This window comes from Peribacillus sp. 05N428, from assembly GCF_056397085.1.
Genome location: NZ_JBFTMS010000011.1, coordinates 1 through 18,262 on the forward strand (window position 1 = coordinate 1; position 18,262 = coordinate 18,262).

Here is an 18,262-nt window from a genome sequence, read left to right on the forward strand (position 1 = left end):
GCGGCTCTTCCTATCGTAGGCGAATCAGGCCTTGAAGTGGATCGCGGCAAAGCAACCGTCAATGAGTATTTGCAATCCAAATCCCATAATGACGTATTCGTTGTCGGCGACAGTGCCGTTGCGTTCCCTCCAGAAGGCGGCCGTCCATACGCTCCTACTGCACAAAATGCTTGGCAAATGGGTGAGCTTGTTGGATACAACCTATATGCAGCCTTTGAAGGCAAGAAACTTGAAGTATTCTCACCTGTAAACTCAGGTACACTTGCGAGCCTAGGCCGTAAGGATGCGGTGGCAACCGTTGGGGCCAATAACACGTCCCTTAAAGGCCTGCCGGCTACATTGATGAAAGAAGCAAGTAATGTTCGCTACCTATCACACATCAAAGCCCTATTCAGCCTGGCTTATTAATTCTAAGATAAAGCACAATAAAAGAGGACCATTCATCTTTTGATGAATGGTCCTCTTTTGAAATCAAATCTTTACTTGGTTGATGCTGAATCTAAGTGAAAATCCCTCAGGTAATTTAGCCTTTGTCAAAATCCTGGTTTCTTTCAAGCGTATATCATTATAAGAGGAGACTTCCATCAATTCTTCATCCATATAAGCAGGATGGGTCATTATCTCCACACTCTCCCCATCCATTATCCTCCCTTTCAAGTTTTGAAAGTAATCTTCAACCACCATTTCTCCATAAAAATCATCCAGGAATACATCTGTAACGGTTTGAATCCCTGCAAGGTGCCTTCCGGCATTACGCACTGGCAATCCATATTTATCTGACAGCTTTTTAATAACCGGTAGAAATGCTTTGATCCCGTGTACATGATGATGGCTGTCGAAATGAGTCGGGAATAGGCCAAATTCCAAGAATCTTTCGATTTGTGCTGACCACTCCCTCTCCAATTCGCTCAAGGAAATGCCGGCAGGATCCCCATATACCGTACCTTGCTTCTTAAAGAAACCAGATTCGTCAACCAAACTCGGAACATCACTCAACAAAGGTTTCCCCCATGTCAGGACTAAGTGAATACCTACCTTCAACGATGGTGTTTTCTTGGCGATTTCAATCGCATGCTCCGTTGCTTTCGCATTCATCATGATCGTTGCCGAATTGACAATTCCATATTTGTGGCTATCCAAAATCCCATAATTCACCGCTTTAGTTAACCCGAAATCATCTGCATTTACAAGGACTTCTATCATGATAAATTATCCTGCAACTCCTTTTTTTCAAAAAACTGCGGCAAATAATCTTTATGTGCCTCCAGCATTTCATCCAAGATAAGTTTTGCAACCCGGTCGCTTGGAACGAGTGGATTGATCGTCATGGCAAGTAACGCAGTATCATAGTCCCCCGAAATTGCAGCTTCGATGGCTACCCTTTCAAAGGATTTGATTTGCTGAATTAATCCGCGGACAGCGACAGGAAGCTCTCCTACATTGATTGGTTTAGGACCATCCTTAGTTATCACGCAACTGGTTTCAATCGCCGATCCGTACGGGATGCCTTCAATCGCACCATGGTTGACCGTATTCACCGCTTGAATATCTCGCTTATCCGTATGCATCGAGCAAATCAACCGCACAGCCGCATCACTGTAGTAGGCACCTCCGCGCTCTTCAAGCTGCGGCGGCTTGATAGCCAGATCCTGGTCTTTGTATAGCTCGAATAAGCCTGCTTCAAGTCTTTGAACGACCTCTGCACGTGTTTCCCCTTTTTCCGCATCCTTCAATTCTTGGGCCAGCACATCACCCGTTTTATAATAGTAGTTGTGGTATGGACACGGAAACAGGTTCAACGCTCTAAGGAATTCCGGCTCCCAGCCCATTGCATGGATATTCTTCATCGTGACAGCTTTAGCTGGATCCGTAATCAACTGGATGATTTGATCTTTGACACTCTCGCCATCAACGAATACATCCAAGCCGTAAACCATATGGTTCAACCCAGCAAAGTCGATACGGACCCTTGATGGCTCTACATCCATCAAATCCGCAACACCTCGTTCCATCCCAATCGGCACATTGCAGAGTCCGATGATTTTGGAAATATTACTGTGACGCAGAACTGCTTCCGTTACCATTCCTGCAGGATTCGTGAAGTTAATCAGCCATGCTTCCGGACATAATTCCTCCATCTCATGRGCAATATCCAGAATGACGGGAATCGTTCTAAAGGCCTTGAAAAGCCCGCCTGGTCCATTCGTCTCCTGTCCGATCACTCCGTGTTTCAATGGAATCTTTTCATCAAGAGCCCTGGCTGCGAGCTGGCCAACCCGCAGCTGGGTTGTTACATAATCAGCGCCTTTAAGCGCTTTCTTTCTATCCAGCGTGAGATGGACTTCAATATTCACACCAGCCTTTTCAATCATCCTTCTTGCCAAATTCCCGACAATTTCAAGCTTTTCCTTTCCCGCTTCGATGTCCACGAGCCAAATTTCACTCACAGGAAGTTCTTCATGATATTTGATGAAACCTTCGATCAGTTCAGGCGTATAGCTCGAACCTCCGCCAATCGTGACGATCTTCAACCCCTTGCTCATTCGGCAGTCCTCTCCTTCACAGCATCTGCATGTAAGAATTCTTCGCGTAGATCGATCATTTCAATTGCAAGATCCTTCATAGTCATCGCTGTCATTAAATGATCTTGTGCATGCACCAGGATAATGGGAAGATCAAAAGAGTCCCCGCCTGCCTCAGCATGGATTAATTGGGTTTGGTATTTATGGGCTTGCAGTAATTCCGTTTCCGCCTCGGCGATTTTCAAACGGGCAGAATCAAAATCCTTCTTCTTTGCCTCCTGCAACGCTTCCATTGCAAAGCTTCTCGCATTCCCGCTATATAAAATCAATTGAAAGGATAGCTGGTATAATTCTTCTTTTTCCATTTTTCATCACTACTTTCTTAAAGGCTTAGCGTTTCTGAATCTTTTGTAAGCTTTGTTTCATTTTTGGTGTCTATCTTCACTTGAGCATAAACGAATGGTAAATAAATAGCTGTTGAAATGACTAGATTGATTGCAGCCAGGACCGCTCCAGATACATGTCCGCCTGTGGCCAGGAATCCACCCACAATCGGCGGGGTAACCCATGGAATCTTAGCGACGATCGGGAAAACCATTCCGCTGCTTACCGCGATATAAGAGATCACCGTTGTAATTACTGGGCCGAGAACAAATGGGATGAACCACATTGGATTCAGAACGATAGGCAATCCGAAAAGAATGGGTTCGTTAATCTGGAACACTCCTGGTGCCCCTCCGAGTGCAATCATCTGTTTATACCGTTTCCGGCCGGCAATGATCATTGCAATGATGAGGCCCAGTGTTGCACCAGATCCGCCTAAATATACAAATGCATCCAGGAAAGAACCCGCCAATACGCCGTATTGGTCCATGTCTTTGACACCTTTTGCATATAAATCGATATTTTTCACTCCCGAACTTTCAAAGAGCGGTGTCGTTATCCCGCCAAGGATATTGGGTCCATGCAAACCGATCATCCATAATAAATGAACAAGAAATACTAGTAAAATAGCGAATGGCAATGAATCTACTGCACTTTGTAATGGAGATACGATCACTTTACTCAACCAGTCATTCAATACCTGCCCATCCGTAGCTTTACGGAACAGCAGTCCGAATATACCAGCGATAAAGATCGTTGCCATTCCCGGCACTAACTTTGCAAATGAACGGGCAACCGCAGGAGGAACTCCATCAGGAAGCTTGATGACTAAGTATTTTACCCGGGAAAGTCTCACAAATATTTCAGTGGCTATCAAGGCAACGACAATTCCTGTAAAGAGGGCTGTAGCATTAAAATAGTTTACGCTTACAAAACCCCATGCCCCGCCAGTAACATCCTTATCATCGATGGTTAAAGTGACATTTCCGATTTGAGGCAATAGTAAGAAGAAACAGGCTGCGGATACCAGCATCGCTTCAAAACCATCGTCACCGTATGATCGTGCCAATTTATAAGAAATGCCGAATACAGCGAATACCGTCATGAATGCAAATGTTCCAAACCAAATATCACCGCCGAGCGTATTCCATGCAGGACCGAAGATGGCCTCCATCATTCTTCCGTAAGGCTTGATGACTTGCCCTAGATTATTAAACAGGACGGCGAATGACCCGATCATTGTAATCGCTATCATTCCAATCAATGCGTCACGAATTGCAAGTAAATGCCGGTTATTTCCTACCTTTACCGCCCCAGGCATAATATACTTATCAATAAAAGTCATCATATCCTTATTCTCCTTTTATTAAAGTAGTGGCTTGTTTTAGCACTTCTTCACCATTACATAGTCCATAGAACATCGGATTGATGGTTGCGACAGGAATTCCCTTTTCTTTCCCCGCTTCCTGTAACTTGGAAAGAAGGTATCTAACCTGCGGACCTAATAAAATCACATCAGCTTTATCTATTTCATTATTCACTTCTGTAGAACCGACAGCCCATATATGACATTCTACCCCTTGTTTTTTAGCGCTTTCCTCCATCTTGGTAACTAATAAACTAGTAGACATCCCTGCAGAACAACATAATAATATATTCATTGAAATTACCCCCCTTTTTAATGATTGATTATTCAGTATTTTCAAGTGAGTTGAAACCGCTTTCTTATAAATAACCGATGTTACTTTTTTATCACTTCCCCTTGAGTGAAATGGGTATTATTGCCTCCATACCTACATTGTAGTTACAAATTGAGAAAATATCAACACAATTTTTAATTTGTTACTACAAATTTGTGAATTAAAGTTGATTATTGAACTTATCCGAGATAATCTATATGTATATATTGGGAATGAACATAGGAGGAATCACTGTGGAGACCATGAATAAAGAAGCGGCATTACATTCCATAGTCAAGGAATCGATTATCGATCTCATAAAAAATGGCGAATATCAAACAAATACAAAATTACCGACTGAGGCAGAATTTTGTAAAATATACGGAGTAAGCAGGACAACAGTTCGCACGGCCTTACAGCAATTGAACGTCGAAGGCTACATCTACCGTGTTCAGGGCAAAGGGACTTTCGTTTCGGAAAATAAAGTGAAGCAATTTCTTTCAAGCACGGTTGAAAAGTTCTCTGAGCAAGTCACGATGCAAGGAAAAAACCCTTCGACAAAGGTCATTAGCTTAAAGGTGATTGAAGCAAACGCTACCCTTGCCAAGCTTTTCAAACAAAATATTGGAGACCCCGTAAATAAACTGGAACGGATACGTTACGTAAACGATATCCCCCTTCAATATGAAATTGCCTTTCTCCCTTGGTATAAAACACCCGGACTTAATATCGAAGCCTGCGAAAAATCACTCTTTAAAGTACTTGAGACACAATTCAATTTAAAAGTAAAAAAAACGGTCGAACACTTGGAGTTTTCACTTGCCGACGATTCCATTTCTGACAAATTGGACGTACCGAACGGCTCACCTTGTTTTTCATTGGAAACTTACACATATGAGAATGACGGATCGGTCATTGAATACTCTAAAACTCTCTTTAGAGGCGATCGTGCTCACTTTGTCATCGAGCGGAACTATTGAAATAAGACGGATGCCTAATTAATTAAGGCATCATAGTCTGTAGACAAACTCGATTTTTTTTAGTGTTTGTAAGATTGGAACGTTGAATTCCCTCCAATCAACTGGAACGTTTTTTTAATAAAAACTGCATGCAAACTTATTTTTCTTTTAGAGGCAATCATAACGATTGCCTCTCAGTTTGTAGACAAAAGGGGTTCGGAATTAAAAAATTCCGAACCCCTTTTTGAAATTCCTTTGAAATTTTGACCAAAGGTTAAGAGATTTGGGCTCTTCGAGCCACTATGTTAAGCCATTTTAGGACCTTGCCATGTCCAAGTGGCCATCTTCTTTAAATTAATGGCAGCGAAAGTAAGCATCGCTTGCATCGACAATTTTTTAAGTCCCCTTAAAGTAGTCCAACGCATACCATGCTTTTCTTTTGCATTTGCGAATACACGCTCAATCGTTTCTTTGCGTTTCGCATATATAGGTTTTACCTCTTGATGATGACGCAGATGATCTGCTTCTTCCACATATGCTTGCCAGATATGCCGTGTCACTACTTTTTGATGTTCTTTGCTTTCAGTACACCGTGATAAAAATGAGCATGTTGCACAAATTTGTTTGGCGATTTGTACTCGCGATAGCCCTCTTTATTTGTTGTTGAGTACTTTAAAGTTTCTCCCGAAGGGCAAAGGTAACAATCAAAGTGTTCATCGTAAACATAGTCATGTATACGAAAGAATCCTTCTTTTGTACGAGGACATGTATAGGGTAAAGCAGGTGTGATTTCTTTGTTAATAAGGTATCTTGTAATCGCTGGTGTTTTATAAGCTGCATCTGCGGCAACTGCTTCTGGTTTTCCAACTTTCTCAATCACTTGCTCAACAAGTGGCTCCAAAATATGACTGTCATGTGTATTACCAGGTGTTACAATCGTTCCCCATACAAAACCGTTGCGGTCTGCGGCCGCATGGAATGAATAGGCAAATTGTTTTGTTCGTTCATCTTTCACATAGTAGCCACTCTCAGGCTCCGTAGTACTTTCTTTAATTGCTTTGGTTTCTTCCTTATCAAATTTATCTGGTGTAAAAGGCTTCTTTCCATGGTTTTCACGATCTTGTTTTATTTCATCTTGAAGACGTCCTTGATATGCTCGTGTTTCTTTGTGTACGATTTTCTTTTCAAATTTGCGCTTATTCGCATTGGCTTTCACATGTGTGGAATCGACGAATACGTGTTCAGCACTAATTAACTTTCTATCAGTAGCTGTCATTAAGATGCAATAGAAAATCTGTTCAAACAGATCTGTATCTTTAAAGCGTCGTTCATAATTTTTCCCGAACGTGGAGTAGAAGGTACTTTATCATGGAAACCATAGCCTAAGAACCAACGGTAAGCCATATTTGTTTCAACTTCTTCAATCGTTTTACGCATGGAACGAATACCGAAGGTATGTTGAATGAATGTCAGTTTAACTAAAATAACTGGATCAATACTTGGGCGTCCTACCTCTGAATACATATCTATCACCAAATCATAAATGAAAGTGAAGTCAATGGAAGCCTCCATTTTACGAACCAAATGATTCGCCGGCACTAGTTGATCTAAAGTAATCATTTCAAGTTGATCTCGCTGAATAGAATGATGTTTCGAAAGCATCCTCATCACCTCAAGTTTTAATAGTTCTATTTTAAAACAAAAAAGACTGTAGGCAATAGGAGTTCCCATCTAAAATTTTAAACATAGTTGATTGGAGCGGGTGTGCGAGACTCCTGCGGGAATAGCGAGTCTAAGGGAGACCCCACAGGCGCAATTGCGCCGAGGAGGCTCCCGGACCGCCCGCGGAAAGCGAGTGCCTGAAGTGGAAATCAACGTCCAAATTTGTACAAGCCAAAAAAATGTAGACAAACTCGATTTTCATCGAGTTTGTCTACAGTCTGAGAGGCAATCATAACGATTGCCTCTTTTTGTTGTGTAGCTGATACAGATTTACATAATTACAAAAACATTCATTTTATGAGTAAAATTGACAAATATATCATAATAACCTAACCTTGTAGACTAGGGATATACTATTTCTTTGATTGATACTCAACTTTATACCTATTTCATCTCTCAATAAAAGTTACTAGGAAATCTCTTACTATTAATTAATTAGGCAGGTGGATTTTATGTGCGGTTTTGTTGGATGTATTCACGAATATCCGAAAGCCATAAATTCAAATATGAAAGAAACGATTCAAAAGATGAACACGATCATTACCCATAGGGGACCGGATGATGAAGGATATTTCTTTGATGAGTTTGTGAATTTTGGATTTAGGAGATTAAGCATAATCGATATAGATAATGGTAACCAACCCCTTTCATATGAAAATGAAAGATATTGGATCATTTTCAATGGCGAAATCTATAATTATATTGAACTAAGAAAAGAACTCATTGATGAAGGATATGAGTTTACGACAGATTCTGATACGGAAGTAATATTGGCCCTCTTTAGTAGCCAAAAAGAGCAAACTGTCCAGAAATTGCGAGGCATGTTCTCTTTTGTCATTTGGGATAAAATCGGGCTAAAGCTTTTTGGTGCAAGGGACCACTTTGGAATCAAGCCTTTTTTCTATTGTGAGCAAGATGATGTTACTTATTTTGCATCAGAAAAAAAGAGTATTTTGACAGCCATGAATGAAGAGCTGGATATGAATTCATTACAGCATTTTCTTAGTTTTCAATATGTTCCAGAACCATCGACCCTATCCAAGAATATTGAAAAATTATTACCTGGGCATTACTTCACTAAAGAACCTGGAAAGAAAATGGATATAAAAAGGTTCTGGAAACCTATTTTTCACCCTTCCAATATAGACGATTCAAAGGTCATAAATGAAATACAAGACACTCTGATAGATTCCGTAAACGTCCATATGAGAAGTGATGTTCCAGTTGGATCATTTTTATCGGGCGGGATTGATTCATCATTTATCTGCTCCATCGCAAAAGAGATTAACCCTAAGATCAAAACTTTTTCTGTTGGGTTCGAAAGAGATGGATATAGTGAAATAAACGTTGCACAGGAAACAGCAGCCGCACTGAATGTAGAAAATATAAGTTATATTATAAGTCCTGAAGAATTTTTGGCGGAACTTCCAAAGATCATCTGGCATATGGATGACCCTTTAGCGGACCCTGCTGCCGTTCCACTATATTTTGTCGCCCGGGAAGCTAAAAAACACGTCAAGGTCGCCTTGTCCGGTGAGGGGGCAGATGAATTATTCGGCGGATATAATATATACCGGGAGCCCCATTCCCTGCGCATGTTTTCCTATTTTCCAACACCATTGAACAAAGTGTTGAAGGCGATTTCCTCTGTTTTGCCAGAAGGTGTTAGAGGAAAGAGTTTTATAGAGCGTGGAGTGACACCTTTAGAAAACCGATATATCGGGAACGCAAACATATTCGGCGAGAAAGAGAAAAAACTAATACTTGTGAATTATCTCAACGGACTAGAAAATGAGAAAGTGACAAATCCCATCTATTCAAGTTCTTTGGGGTATGATCCTATAACCCAAATGCAAAACATTGATATTCAAACTTGGCTAAAAGGTGATATTTTATTGAAGGCTGATAAAATGTCCATGGCGAATTCTTTAGAGGTGAGAGTTCCCTTTTTGGATAAATGCGTTTTCAATACGGCATCAAAACTTAATATGGATCAAAAGGTTAGAAATGGAACGACCAAATACATGCTCCGAAAAGCTGCCCGCGGGATAGTGCCGGAACATGTATGGAGCAGAAAAAAGCTAGGCTTTCCTGTTCCGATACGACATTGGTTGAAGGATGAATTATACGATTGGGCAATAAGGTTAATCCAGGAAAGCCCGACTGACTATCTTTTTAACAAAGCGCAAATTATGAAATTACTTGAAAACCATGTAAATAATAAAACGGACAACAGCCGGAAGCTCTGGACCATTTTGACGTTTATGACTTGGCATCAAATTTATATAGAAAAACAATATGAGCCCCAAAAGAATTCACAATATGTTGTAAATTAAACATCCATTAAAAAAGGGAATATTGCTTAAGTGCTTATTACTCATAAAATAAACTTAATCCCGAAGGACTTTTGCGATAAACTGAACCCCGTCATACAAGAACGGGGGGGGCAGACTGTAGACAAACTCGATGAAAATCGAGTTTGTCTATTTTTATGGATTGTACAATTTGGACGTTGATTGGAACGTAGGGCACCCGCTTTCCGCGGGCGGTCGGGGAGCCTCCTCGGCTTTCGCCTGAGGGGTCTCCCCTAGACGAGCTTTTCCCGCAGGAGTCTCGTACCTTCCGTTCCAATCAACTTCGGCTTACCTAGATAGAACACTTTTGCCTAGAGTCTTTTTGCTTTAAAATAGAAGCATTAAAACTTGAGGTGATGAGAATGCTTTCTAAACAGGATTCCATTCAACGAGATCAACTTGAAGTGATTACTTTAGATCAACTGGTTCCACCGAACCATTTGGTTCGTAAAATGAAGGCTTCCATTAATTTAAAGAAGATAGCCAATTGGACATGGTGAGATGCAAAAATGGCCTAACATAGTGGGCGCGTAGAGCCCAATCCCTTAACTTTAGGCGAAAATTCAAAGGGGATTTCATACGAATTTCATACAAGTACGGGGTTTCTTCCGTTTTTTTTGGTTATATCATATTTATAGCATCCTTAATCTCAATAACACTCTTAATAAAAAAGGGCAAATGATTAATCGGAGATCTTGCAAAGCAGGTTGCTGCATTTAGATTTTTGGCAGATCCACAAGAAATCTAAGCCTCAGGTCTTACTATTCGTTAAATCCCAGGTCCGTTTTCTAAAGATGGCTTAGCCAGTACACTTAATCACACAAAGGAAATTCACCTAAAGGAGAAAGAATTCTGTGATTCTTGAAAAGAAACTGCCTGAATTGTGGACGCATTTATTGATGGTCGCTTTTGCAGCTGTGTGCGTGTATGTGTTATTGCCATCGTTGCTGATAATTTATAAAATTATAGTTACAGTCATTTTAATAGTCATTCTGTCTATTGATCTTGTCTTGATAATTAGGAAAAAAGTAAACTATTTAAAACTTACGAGGCTCGCCTTAGTGAACTTGAGCATATTACTGATTATAGTCTGTTTGATCTTTTATACAACGAAGTTTTTGCTGCTGACAGATGCAAACAGCTTGAAGAGCGTCTTAGGAGGAAGTACCCTAATGGGCAAGCTCCTTTTCCTCCTTATTTGTTTCCTTCAGCCAATCGTGCTGCCCTTGCCTGAAGCTGTGACGATTCCTGCTGGCAGTGCAGTATTAGGCTCATTTAACGCAGCATACCTAGGCTATTCCGGAACTATTTCCGGAATAGCAACCATGTTCCTTTTAGCTAGAATTGGAGGGCAAAAGCTTGCTTTAAAATTAGTTAAAGAAAAGCACTTGCAAAGCTATCAGGAGTATGTGAAAAAAAATGAAACCGCCATCCTATTCCTTCTGTTCATTATCCCGATTCTACCAGATGAAATCATTTGCCTCGGTGCGGGGATAGGCGGCGTTTCTTTCAGAAGATTTATCCTGATAGCTTCCCTATCAAAATTACTGACAGTCTCATCACTTTCATATTCAGTAGATTTGGCGAAAGCCCTCTCCCTTACAGGGCAGGAAGTAATATCGGCCGTGTCACTTACTGCTGGTGGATTGTTTACTTTATCAATATTAGTAAAATGGTTTTTAAAGAAAAGAAAAATGGAATAGGAGCATTTTATGGAAACACGCTGGTTATATCAGTAGGCATCTCTGGAACTCTCTCGAAAACTTTATTTCCCCTTGAAGTTATTTGGTTTGGAATGAATGGTAATGGCCTATGCCAACCGTCTACCATAGTACTCAATCGCCATCTTCTAATTGCTATATTAATGTATCCTTACCTCTGAAGGCTAACTGACAAAAAATGTTTAAACGATATTCGGATATGAAAAGAAAGCATGCTTTGAGTTAGACTACTAAAAGGGGATAAATAAATGTAGATTCAGGTGATGTTTATCTTTCCTGAAATTAAAAAAGAAGGATGCCCAATTGGACATGGCAAGATTCAAAAATGGCACATGACTGGCCAAAGAACCCATATCTTAACGAAGAGAAGCTTCTGCCACCTCAGCTGATTGCGGCAGCCACAATCCTTATAATCACTCAAAAAAACTATAGACAAAAATTTCATTTTTTTTGAGTTTGTTTACAGTTTGGTATGATTGCTTCGCTCTTTGTATCCCCAGAATCCATCCGTTTCTTTTGTCTTTCTTTCCAAGTCAAAATATATTTCGGTATTAAAATGCCCTCAATTTTAATTCATTGAGGGCATTTAATAAGGCTTACTCCCCATTCTGATCAAGCCATTTTTTTGTGACAGCTATCATCTCTTCTTGTTGTTTCTTAGCTGAGATAGTCGCTTCATTATCTCCCTTTTGCTTTCCGTATACACCAAATTGACCGTGGTTTCCCCCGGCTATCTTATGCATGTTTGCCTCTTTAGATAGTAAGTGCTTTGTCTTCATAATCTTCTCTACTGTAGATAGCCCATCATATTCTGCATATAACGATAGCATAGGAACTTTCATTTTTGAAAAGTCATTCGAGTCACTGGGATATGAACCGAGGAGGATAATCCCTTCCACCTCTTTTGGATTTTCATAAGCATATGCAGTGGCAGCCACTCCTCCTAACGAGTGTCCAGCAACGTACCATTTCTCCACTGCTGGATATGCATCTTTAGCTTCCGTCGCTTTATTTTTATCAAACAAAGCGAAATTGAACCTTACATCCGGGATAACGACTGTATATCCCTCTTTCGCTAATTCTTTTGCATAATAACCGTATGCTTCGGGCTCAACCTTAGCACCTGGATACAGGACAATGCCCACTTTCTTGTTTTTTGTTGGTTCGAATGTGACAAACCCATTTTCCTTTTTTATATCCCCCTTTCCAACTAACGCATACAATTCATCTGATGGTTTGTATGTTTGTTCTGACCATATATAAAAGCCGCCGAAAGCGATAATTATTAATAGAATTATACTAATGAGAATATATTTCATAACTTTTTTCATTTTATACCTCACTATCCCTAAAATTTATTTCTAAGTACTTTTACTAACGCACATAGATACTAGTATTGCTCTTCATTTCCTTATGGGCTATATAGAACGAACATTACGTCTGACTTCCTTCTCTTTTGAATATCTTATGTCTTTTTCCTCATGTAGACGGATAAGTCATCTCTACTTAATCTAAAAAAGAATCAAGGCGCGAAAGAAGCTGGTTAACACGTATTTCAATGACTGCTTAACAGTAATATCGCTATTTATGGGTATTTTTGATGCAATGCTTCCATCCTTGTTTAAATATAAAGTTTCTTATGTAGCCCCTTGATACTTATAAAAAGCACATATAAAGCCTACCCATTATATTCTCTGATATAGGTATTTACAATCTTTCCTGAATATGAATTTCACAATAAACTAAAATTATATTTAAAAGGGCACTTTTATGTTTTGTTCTATTATAGTACGGAAAAAACCATATAGGGGGTGATGTAGTTGGATACTATTTTATATTTTTGTTATTCAATCGTTTATATGATTCTTTTTATCATGGGAATGGTGTTACTTCGACAGGACAGCAAACTCTTTTCGTATTCAGGCTTTCTTCTTCTAGTTACTTTCGGGCTTATCGTGGATAACTTAATTATTGCCTCGGGAAAGTTCATTGGTGATGGCCCTTTGTTAAAGTCATTAAATGCTTTACGTTTCTGGAGTCATGGATTTATCACTCCCACATTGATCTTGTTTGGATGGGGAATGGCAAAAAGGATACATATTCCTTTTACAAAAAAAACGATAGCACCCTACTTTTTCCTTTTCCTTACAGCTGGGCTTATCATCTATGAATTTATTGAAAATATGCATAAGACATTTGTACCAATCTACGAGTATGGAGTTTTAAGATATGTTAGTGAGGAATCTTCTGGCCCACCTTTAATGGTGCTTATTGTCACCTTTATATTATTGGTGATTAGCATCTACATATTTATAAGAACACGTTGGATTTGGATGCTTTTAGGGGTTATAGTCATGATAGTTGGAAGTGCCATTCCTATTCCCATAGAAAGTTCGGCTGTTACCAATGCATTTGAATTAATTTTTTTATGTTCACTATGGCTTACAAACTATAAACTAGAACCTCGCTCTTCATAGACAAAGTGATTCATCCTTGGAAATGGAAGGGCATAAAATTAAAGTGATAAAAAATGAAATAGGAGCATGCAAAAAGAAAAAAAGTAATAAGGATTTTACAATCCGCTTTAAATTAAGCGCCTTTATTGGCTTCACTCTTTGCACCCAAGCATCCATGAGAGATTGCTTGGGTGTTTTTAACATCGAAAAACCAATATCCATTCAATATAACAATTGGTATATGACGAATTTCTCAAAAGGATTAGATTCAGTCAAGCCAGGTAACATCACTTCGTTTTTCAGCTCGAAAGCGGTTTGATTTTCGAGGAAAAAAATATAATCCTGTGAAGCATAATATAATATCAGTTCGATTTTTCGCGGTTCTTCTTCAAAGGAAAGTAAAATGTTATGGATGATTTTCATGAAAATCTGTACCGAGAACGGATTAAAGAAATAAAAATGATTGTCTTGCGTATCAATATCATATTCTTCTGCCAAGCAACAGTGGAATTCTATATTGTTATTGTCGTTTTTCCTTTTTTTCATGTAGCCATTCAGATTCTCGATCGCTTCTTTATAGAAATTTTCATTCATTTCCACGCCAACCACAGATGATTGATAGAAGTGATGGATCAAAAAATTCAAGCGTCCTTTACCGCATCCAAAATCCACAATGCGATCATTTCTTTTCAGTGGATATTCTTTGAATAAATGTTCTAATGCGCTGTATGGCGTAGGTTCATATCGATGATAATGCAAAGAATCATTGAAATTTTTTTGTTCACCTTCCGTCCTGATGTTCAGCATTTCATCATAATTTTTTACTTCCATTATTATATGCACCTGCTTCATGTTTTTTAATAAAGGGCTTCCTAACTAAAAACCCCGGAAAGTGTTGATCTTATCCAGGGTAAGGTTTTGTTATATGAATGTCCAGACAATTAATTGGATTTTGCTTTCGTTACATAATCATTAAAATCAGAGATGCTTGGGTTGGCTATATAATGACCGCCTTCCACTTGGATCGTCTGACCTGTAATGAATTTGGACTCGTCAGATGCAAGGAATAGTACGGTATAACCGATATCATCCGCTTCACCATGATATGGCAATGCATTGAATTTGCCAAAAATATCGAGTACGGCCTGAGGCATATTATTTTTCGCTGCAGGAGTTAAAATGAGACCTGGTGCCAATCCATTACAACGAATATGATCTTTACCATACTGTGCAGCGATATAACGAGTCAAATTCACTACCCCCGTTTTGGACGCACCATATGCGGATCGTACGGAGTCACCTGTAAATCCAGCCATGGAGGCCGTATTGATAATCGAACCAGCTCCCGCTTTAATCATGTGAGGAATCGCAAACCTGCTTCCCAATAGCACACTTTTTAAATTCACGTCCATAAGTCGATCCCATTCTTCCAAATCTAAGTTCACGACATCCAGATCTTTATGCAGGTTAGTTAAACCCACATTATTAACGAGTACCGTAACCGTTCCATATTGTTCAATGGTAAAGTCGACTGCTGCCTGGATGGAGTCTGCTTGTCCAGCATCCAAAAATACTCCAGCTGCTTCCCCACCTTGTTTTTTAATGTTTTCGGCCGCTTCTTTTGCTCCTGCTTCATTAAAATCAGCAATCACGACTTTTGCGCCTTCTTTAGCCATTAGTGTCGATATGGATAACCCAATACCTGAAGCTCCACCTGTCACTAATGCTACTTTACCTTGTACTCTTCCCATGATAACCCACCTGCTCTTCAAAATGTGAATAGTTTTGCTTTATTAGTCATGACTAACAGTACAAGAATACAACGCATATAAAGTTATTACAAATAATTATACCTTTAGTCTATTTTCTTAAATTGCATGTGTGGTAAATTTTGTACCAAAACAGTAAAAAGCTGAAGCACCCAGAAGTGCTTCAGCTTTTTTTTCATTTTTCTTCTTCATCATCCCATATGATCCAATCATGAACCTCTAGAATTTCCAGGAATTTCATCAACCTCGGTAAGGCTGGTTCTGCTTCCTCGCCAAAATGTTCACTCATCGCTTCAGAGATCTGATTTACATTCCTTTGAAACTCCATCTGTTTAATGGCATATGCTCCAAACTTATCAAGCTTGATTTTACGGACTGATGGCTGTTTTAAGAAACGAATGGTCATTCGTTCCACAAAATTGGTCCTTTGAATGATCAAAAAAGTTGCTTCCGAAGATTCTTGCACCATAGTGACGCGTCTTTCCAAAAGGGGAACCATGGTTAACAGGTTCCTCTTTTTTGATTGGCGTTTACGAAGCATCTTCTTTTTTCCCTTTGCTGGATACGAACCAAAGCAATCCAGCTAGAGCAAGGAATAATAAGAATGGTAGCAAATTGCTGGCTAATTTAGCCGCAGCCGGAACTTGGATACCTGCTGCGATCAATATGGCAATAAGAACACCAATCAATGATTCACCCGCTATTAAACCAGAGGCAAATAATACACCTCTGTCAACCCGTGCTTTAAGCGCTTCTTTTGTTTTCGAGAAGAACTCAACGAAGAATCGAATAAATCCACCGATCATGATTGGGGCACTGGTATGAACCGGCAAGTAAATGCCCACTGCAACAACAAGTGAATTCAAACCGAAAAACTCTAATGTAATGGAAATAGCCGCACCGATAAAGATCAGAGTCCAAGGTAAATCTCCCCCTAGAACACCTTCGGCAAGTATTTTCATAAGTGCCGCTTTAGGTGCAGGCAGTTCTGCAGACCCCATCGTATATGCGTTATCCATAAGAACCAGGATAAAACCAATGACAGAAGCCGACGCAACAACACCGATCATCATGGCAACTTGTTGTTTCCATGGTGTTCCGCCGACGATATATCCTGTTTTTAGATCTTGAGAAACATCACCTGAAACCGCAAGCGCTGTACAAATGATCGCAGCGACGGTTAAAGCGGCTACCATTCCAGTCGTACCAGTAAAACCAGTTGCCTTATAGACAATCGCTACAATCAATAGAGTAGCGATCGTCATTCCAGAAACAGGGGAAGAAGAACTTCCGACGATTCCAACAACCCTTGAAGCCACTGTCACGAATAAAAATCCAAAAATCGCGATTGCAATCGCACCGATGATTCCTACATCTGTTATAGGTGTGAAAGCAATGATTAAAATTACGATGATCGTACCCAACCAAACGTATTTAGCCGGTATGTCTTGTTCTGTACGGATAGAACCCGATTTTAGTTGTCCTTTATTGGCTTTTACGCCTTTAAGAGTATCAATAACTGAACTGAAAAGTATTGGTAATGTTTTGATCAAAGTGATCAATCCGCCCGTTGCAACGGCACCAGCACCAATATAGCGAATATAATTATCCCAAATTCCCCATGCATCCAATTCACCGATCGGTACATCAGAAGGGAAAATGGCTGTCCCATTGTTTCCGCCAAAAAAGCTGATGGCCGGTATTAAAACGACCCAGGCTAATAAACCCCCACCTAGCATTTGCCCTGCAACTCGCGGTCCAATAATGTACCCTACACCCAAAAGGGAAGGAAAGGCATCAAGACCAACCACTGCATTTTTAAAATTCGTGATCCCTGTTTCAACCTCTGTCTTGAAAAGCTTAAATCCATCTCCAAGCCCTTTAACAMCACCGCCAATTACCAAACCGGCTCCGATTAGCTTGGCGCTTGTACCACCCTTTTCTCCTGACTTCAGGACCTCGGCACATGCCGTACCTTCTGGATAAGGTAATGTTTCATGCTCCCTTACAATCAAAAGCTGGCGAAGGGGAACCATCATGAAGACCCCTAAAAATCCCCCAGTTAATACCACGAAAATGATGAATGCTTGACTCACGTCCATGTCCCACATGAATAATGCCGGAATGGTAAATACAGCACCGGCACCAATAGCCTCACCTGCCGTGGTCATCGTTTGCACAATATTGTTTTCTAATATTGAATCCCTGCGAAAAACCCCTCTTAATATGGCCATTGAAATTACCGCCGCGGGTATTGAAGCAGAGACAGTTAAACCAATAAGTAGGCCTAAGTATGCATTTGCCGCCCCGAATACGATTGCAAGAATGATCCCTAGAATGATTGCAGTTGCAGTCAATTCCGGTAGAGATTTAGATGCAGAGACGTACGGGACGAATTTACTCTCTTTTGAATTGTTCGACAATTTAGCCACTTCCTATGTTAAACTTTAAAATCACAGAGAACATTATATCACTGTAATTTAAAGTCACGCAATGGGAAAATTATGTTCATCAAAAGTTTGATTATATTAAAAATTCAGTTTAGTAGTTTCAGTTTTAAAAAATATAAATAATATTGATATAATAACTACAACTAATTCGTTACACGAAGTCACGGCCTATCATTCATTTAATCACAGCATCATCAGCACCCCTGTAGATATCTAATAATGAAACATTTTCGAGGGTGTTCAATT

Annotated in this window: 15 protein-coding genes and 2 pseudogenes; 6 read left to right on the forward strand and 11 right to left on the reverse strand. The window is 39.8% G+C overall.

Going from position 1 to position 18,262, the window contains the following annotated elements; translation table 11 throughout:
- Positions 1–408, forward strand: a pseudogene (locus AC1DIV_RS12450) (NAD(P)/FAD-dependent oxidoreductase); the annotation flags it as partial.
- A 63-nt stretch (positions 409–471) separates the two neighbouring features.
- Here the strand turns inward: AC1DIV_RS12450 and chbG are convergent.
- Genes chbG through AC1DIV_RS12475 form a run of 5 tightly spaced genes read right to left on the reverse strand, consistent with a single transcriptional unit; the run spans position 472 to position 4,639 of the window.
- Positions 472–1,203: a chitin disaccharide deacetylase gene (chbG, locus tag AC1DIV_RS12455; RefSeq protein ID WP_063596220.1), complete on the reverse strand. Its 732-nt coding sequence runs from the start codon at positions 1,201–1,203 to the stop codon at positions 472–474.
- On the reverse strand, positions 1,200–2,543 hold the full coding sequence (locus AC1DIV_RS12460; protein WP_048684678.1) for a 6-phospho-beta-glucosidase: 1,344 nt from the start codon (positions 2,541–2,543) through the stop codon (positions 1,200–1,202). Before AC1DIV_RS12460 ends, chbG begins: the two co-directional genes overlap by 4 nt.
- Positions 2,540–2,887 carry a PTS sugar transporter subunit IIA gene (locus AC1DIV_RS12465; RefSeq protein WP_095678825.1) on the reverse strand — a complete coding sequence of 116 codons (348 nt, stop codon included), beginning with the start codon at positions 2,885–2,887 and terminating at the stop codon, positions 2,540–2,542. Before AC1DIV_RS12465 ends, AC1DIV_RS12460 begins: the two co-directional genes overlap by 4 nt.
- A 17-nt stretch (positions 2,888–2,904) precedes the next feature.
- Positions 2,905–4,254 (reverse strand): PTS sugar transporter subunit IIC, encoded by a 1,350-nt coding sequence (locus tag AC1DIV_RS12470; RefSeq protein WP_034313464.1) that lies wholly within the window; start codon positions 4,252–4,254, stop codon positions 2,905–2,907.
- Between the two features lie 4 nt (positions 4,255–4,258).
- Positions 4,259–4,639, reverse strand: coding sequence for a PTS sugar transporter subunit IIB (locus tag AC1DIV_RS12475; protein WP_311292774.1), 381 nt, complete (start codon positions 4,637–4,639; stop codon positions 4,259–4,261).
- Positions 4,640–4,848: 209 nt separating this feature from the next.
- On the opposite strand from AC1DIV_RS12475, the gene AC1DIV_RS12480 reads away from it, so the two are divergent.
- Entirely contained in the window at positions 4,849–5,565 is a 717-nt protein-coding gene (locus tag AC1DIV_RS12480) for a GntR family transcriptional regulator (protein ID WP_340878489.1), read from the forward strand.
- A 284-nt stretch (positions 5,566–5,849) separates the two neighbouring features.
- Here the strand turns inward: AC1DIV_RS12480 and AC1DIV_RS12485 are convergent.
- Positions 5,850–7,206: pseudogene (locus AC1DIV_RS12485) on the reverse strand (IS1182 family transposase).
- A gap of 512 nt (positions 7,207–7,718) precedes the next feature.
- On the opposite strand from AC1DIV_RS12485, the gene asnB reads away from it, so the two are divergent.
- The 3 genes from asnB (at position 7,719) to AC1DIV_RS12500 (ending at position 11,323) form a co-directional block, all read left to right on the forward strand.
- Positions 7,719–9,602 (forward strand): asparagine synthase (glutamine-hydrolyzing), encoded by a 1,884-nt coding sequence (gene asnB, locus AC1DIV_RS12490; protein WP_477576513.1) that lies wholly within the window; start codon positions 7,719–7,721, stop codon positions 9,600–9,602.
- Positions 9,603–9,982: 380 nt separating this feature from the next.
- Entirely contained in the window at positions 9,983–10,120 is a 138-nt protein-coding gene (locus tag AC1DIV_RS12495; RefSeq protein WP_340875819.1) for a hypothetical protein, read from the forward strand.
- A 354-nt stretch (positions 10,121–10,474) separates the two neighbouring features.
- On the forward strand, positions 10,475–11,323 hold the full coding sequence (locus AC1DIV_RS12500) for a TVP38/TMEM64 family protein (protein ID WP_477576515.1): 849 nt from the start codon (positions 10,475–10,477) through the stop codon (positions 11,321–11,323).
- Positions 11,324–11,937: 614 nt separating this feature from the next.
- Here AC1DIV_RS12500 and AC1DIV_RS12505 read toward each other — a convergent pair.
- On the reverse strand, positions 11,938–12,672 hold the full coding sequence (locus tag AC1DIV_RS12505) for an alpha/beta fold hydrolase (RefSeq protein WP_340875816.1): 735 nt from the start codon (positions 12,670–12,672) through the stop codon (positions 11,938–11,940).
- A gap of 489 nt (positions 12,673–13,161) precedes the next feature.
- Between AC1DIV_RS12505 and AC1DIV_RS12510 the strand changes: the two genes are divergently transcribed.
- A complete protein-coding gene (locus tag AC1DIV_RS12510) occupies positions 13,162–13,818 on the forward strand; it encodes a hypothetical protein (protein WP_340875815.1) in 657 nt (218 codons plus the stop codon).
- A gap of 201 nt (positions 13,819–14,019) precedes the next feature.
- Here AC1DIV_RS12510 and AC1DIV_RS12515 read toward each other — a convergent pair whose 3' ends face one another.
- From AC1DIV_RS12515 to AC1DIV_RS12530, 4 genes are all read right to left on the reverse strand, one after another.
- A complete protein-coding gene (locus AC1DIV_RS12515; RefSeq protein WP_340875814.1) occupies positions 14,020–14,628 on the reverse strand; it encodes a methyltransferase domain-containing protein in 609 nt (202 codons plus the stop codon).
- Positions 14,629–14,738: 110 nt separating this feature from the next.
- Positions 14,739–15,548: an SDR family NAD(P)-dependent oxidoreductase gene (locus tag AC1DIV_RS12520; RefSeq protein ID WP_340875813.1), complete on the reverse strand. Its 810-nt coding sequence runs from the start codon at positions 15,546–15,548 to the stop codon at positions 14,739–14,741.
- 193 nt (positions 15,549–15,741) lie between these two features.
- Positions 15,742–16,107 carry a PqqD family protein gene (locus tag AC1DIV_RS12525; RefSeq protein ID WP_340875812.1) on the reverse strand — a complete coding sequence of 122 codons (366 nt, stop codon included), beginning with the start codon at positions 16,105–16,107 and terminating at the stop codon, positions 15,742–15,744.
- The gene (locus tag AC1DIV_RS12530; protein ID WP_477576517.1) at positions 16,097–17,989 is read right to left on the reverse strand and encodes an OPT family oligopeptide transporter; all 1,893 of its coding nucleotides are present in this window, start codon (positions 17,987–17,989) and stop codon (positions 16,097–16,099) included. Before AC1DIV_RS12530 ends, AC1DIV_RS12525 begins: the two co-directional genes overlap by 11 nt.
- Between the last annotated feature and the right edge of the window lie 273 nt (positions 17,990–18,262).

Bases quoted from the DNA above. Each gene is read 5' to 3' on its own strand.
- chbG (WP_063596220.1), bottom strand. From the start codon at position 1,203: ATGATAGAAGTCCTTGTAAATGCAGATGATTTCGGGTTAACTAAAGCG.
- AC1DIV_RS12465 (WP_095678825.1), bottom strand. From the start codon at position 2,887: ATGGAAAAAGAAGAATTATACCAGCTATCCTTTCAATTGATTTTATAT.
- AC1DIV_RS12470 (WP_034313464.1), bottom strand. From the start codon at position 4,254: ATGATGACTTTTATTGATAAGTATATTATGCCTGGGGCGGTAAAGGTA.
- AC1DIV_RS12480 (WP_340878489.1), top strand. From the start codon at position 4,849: ATGAATAAAGAAGCGGCATTACATTCCATAGTCAAGGAATCGATTATC.
- asnB (WP_477576513.1), top strand. From the start codon at position 7,719: ATGTGCGGTTTTGTTGGATGTATTCACGAATATCCGAAAGCCATAAAT.
- AC1DIV_RS12495 (WP_340875819.1), top strand. From the start codon at position 9,983: ATGCTTTCTAAACAGGATTCCATTCAACGAGATCAACTTGAAGTGATT.
- AC1DIV_RS12505 (WP_340875816.1), bottom strand. From the start codon at position 12,672: ATGAAAAAAGTTATGAAATATATTCTCATTAGTATAATTCTATTAATA.
- AC1DIV_RS12515 (WP_340875814.1), bottom strand. From the start codon at position 14,628: ATGGAAGTAAAAAATTATGATGAAATGCTGAACATCAGGACGGAAGGT.
- AC1DIV_RS12520 (WP_340875813.1), bottom strand. From the start codon at position 15,548: ATGGGAAGAGTACAAGGTAAAGTAGCATTAGTGACAGGTGGAGCTTCA.
- AC1DIV_RS12525 (WP_340875812.1), bottom strand. From the start codon at position 16,107: ATGCTTCGTAAACGCCAATCAAAAAAGAGGAACCTGTTAACCATGGTT.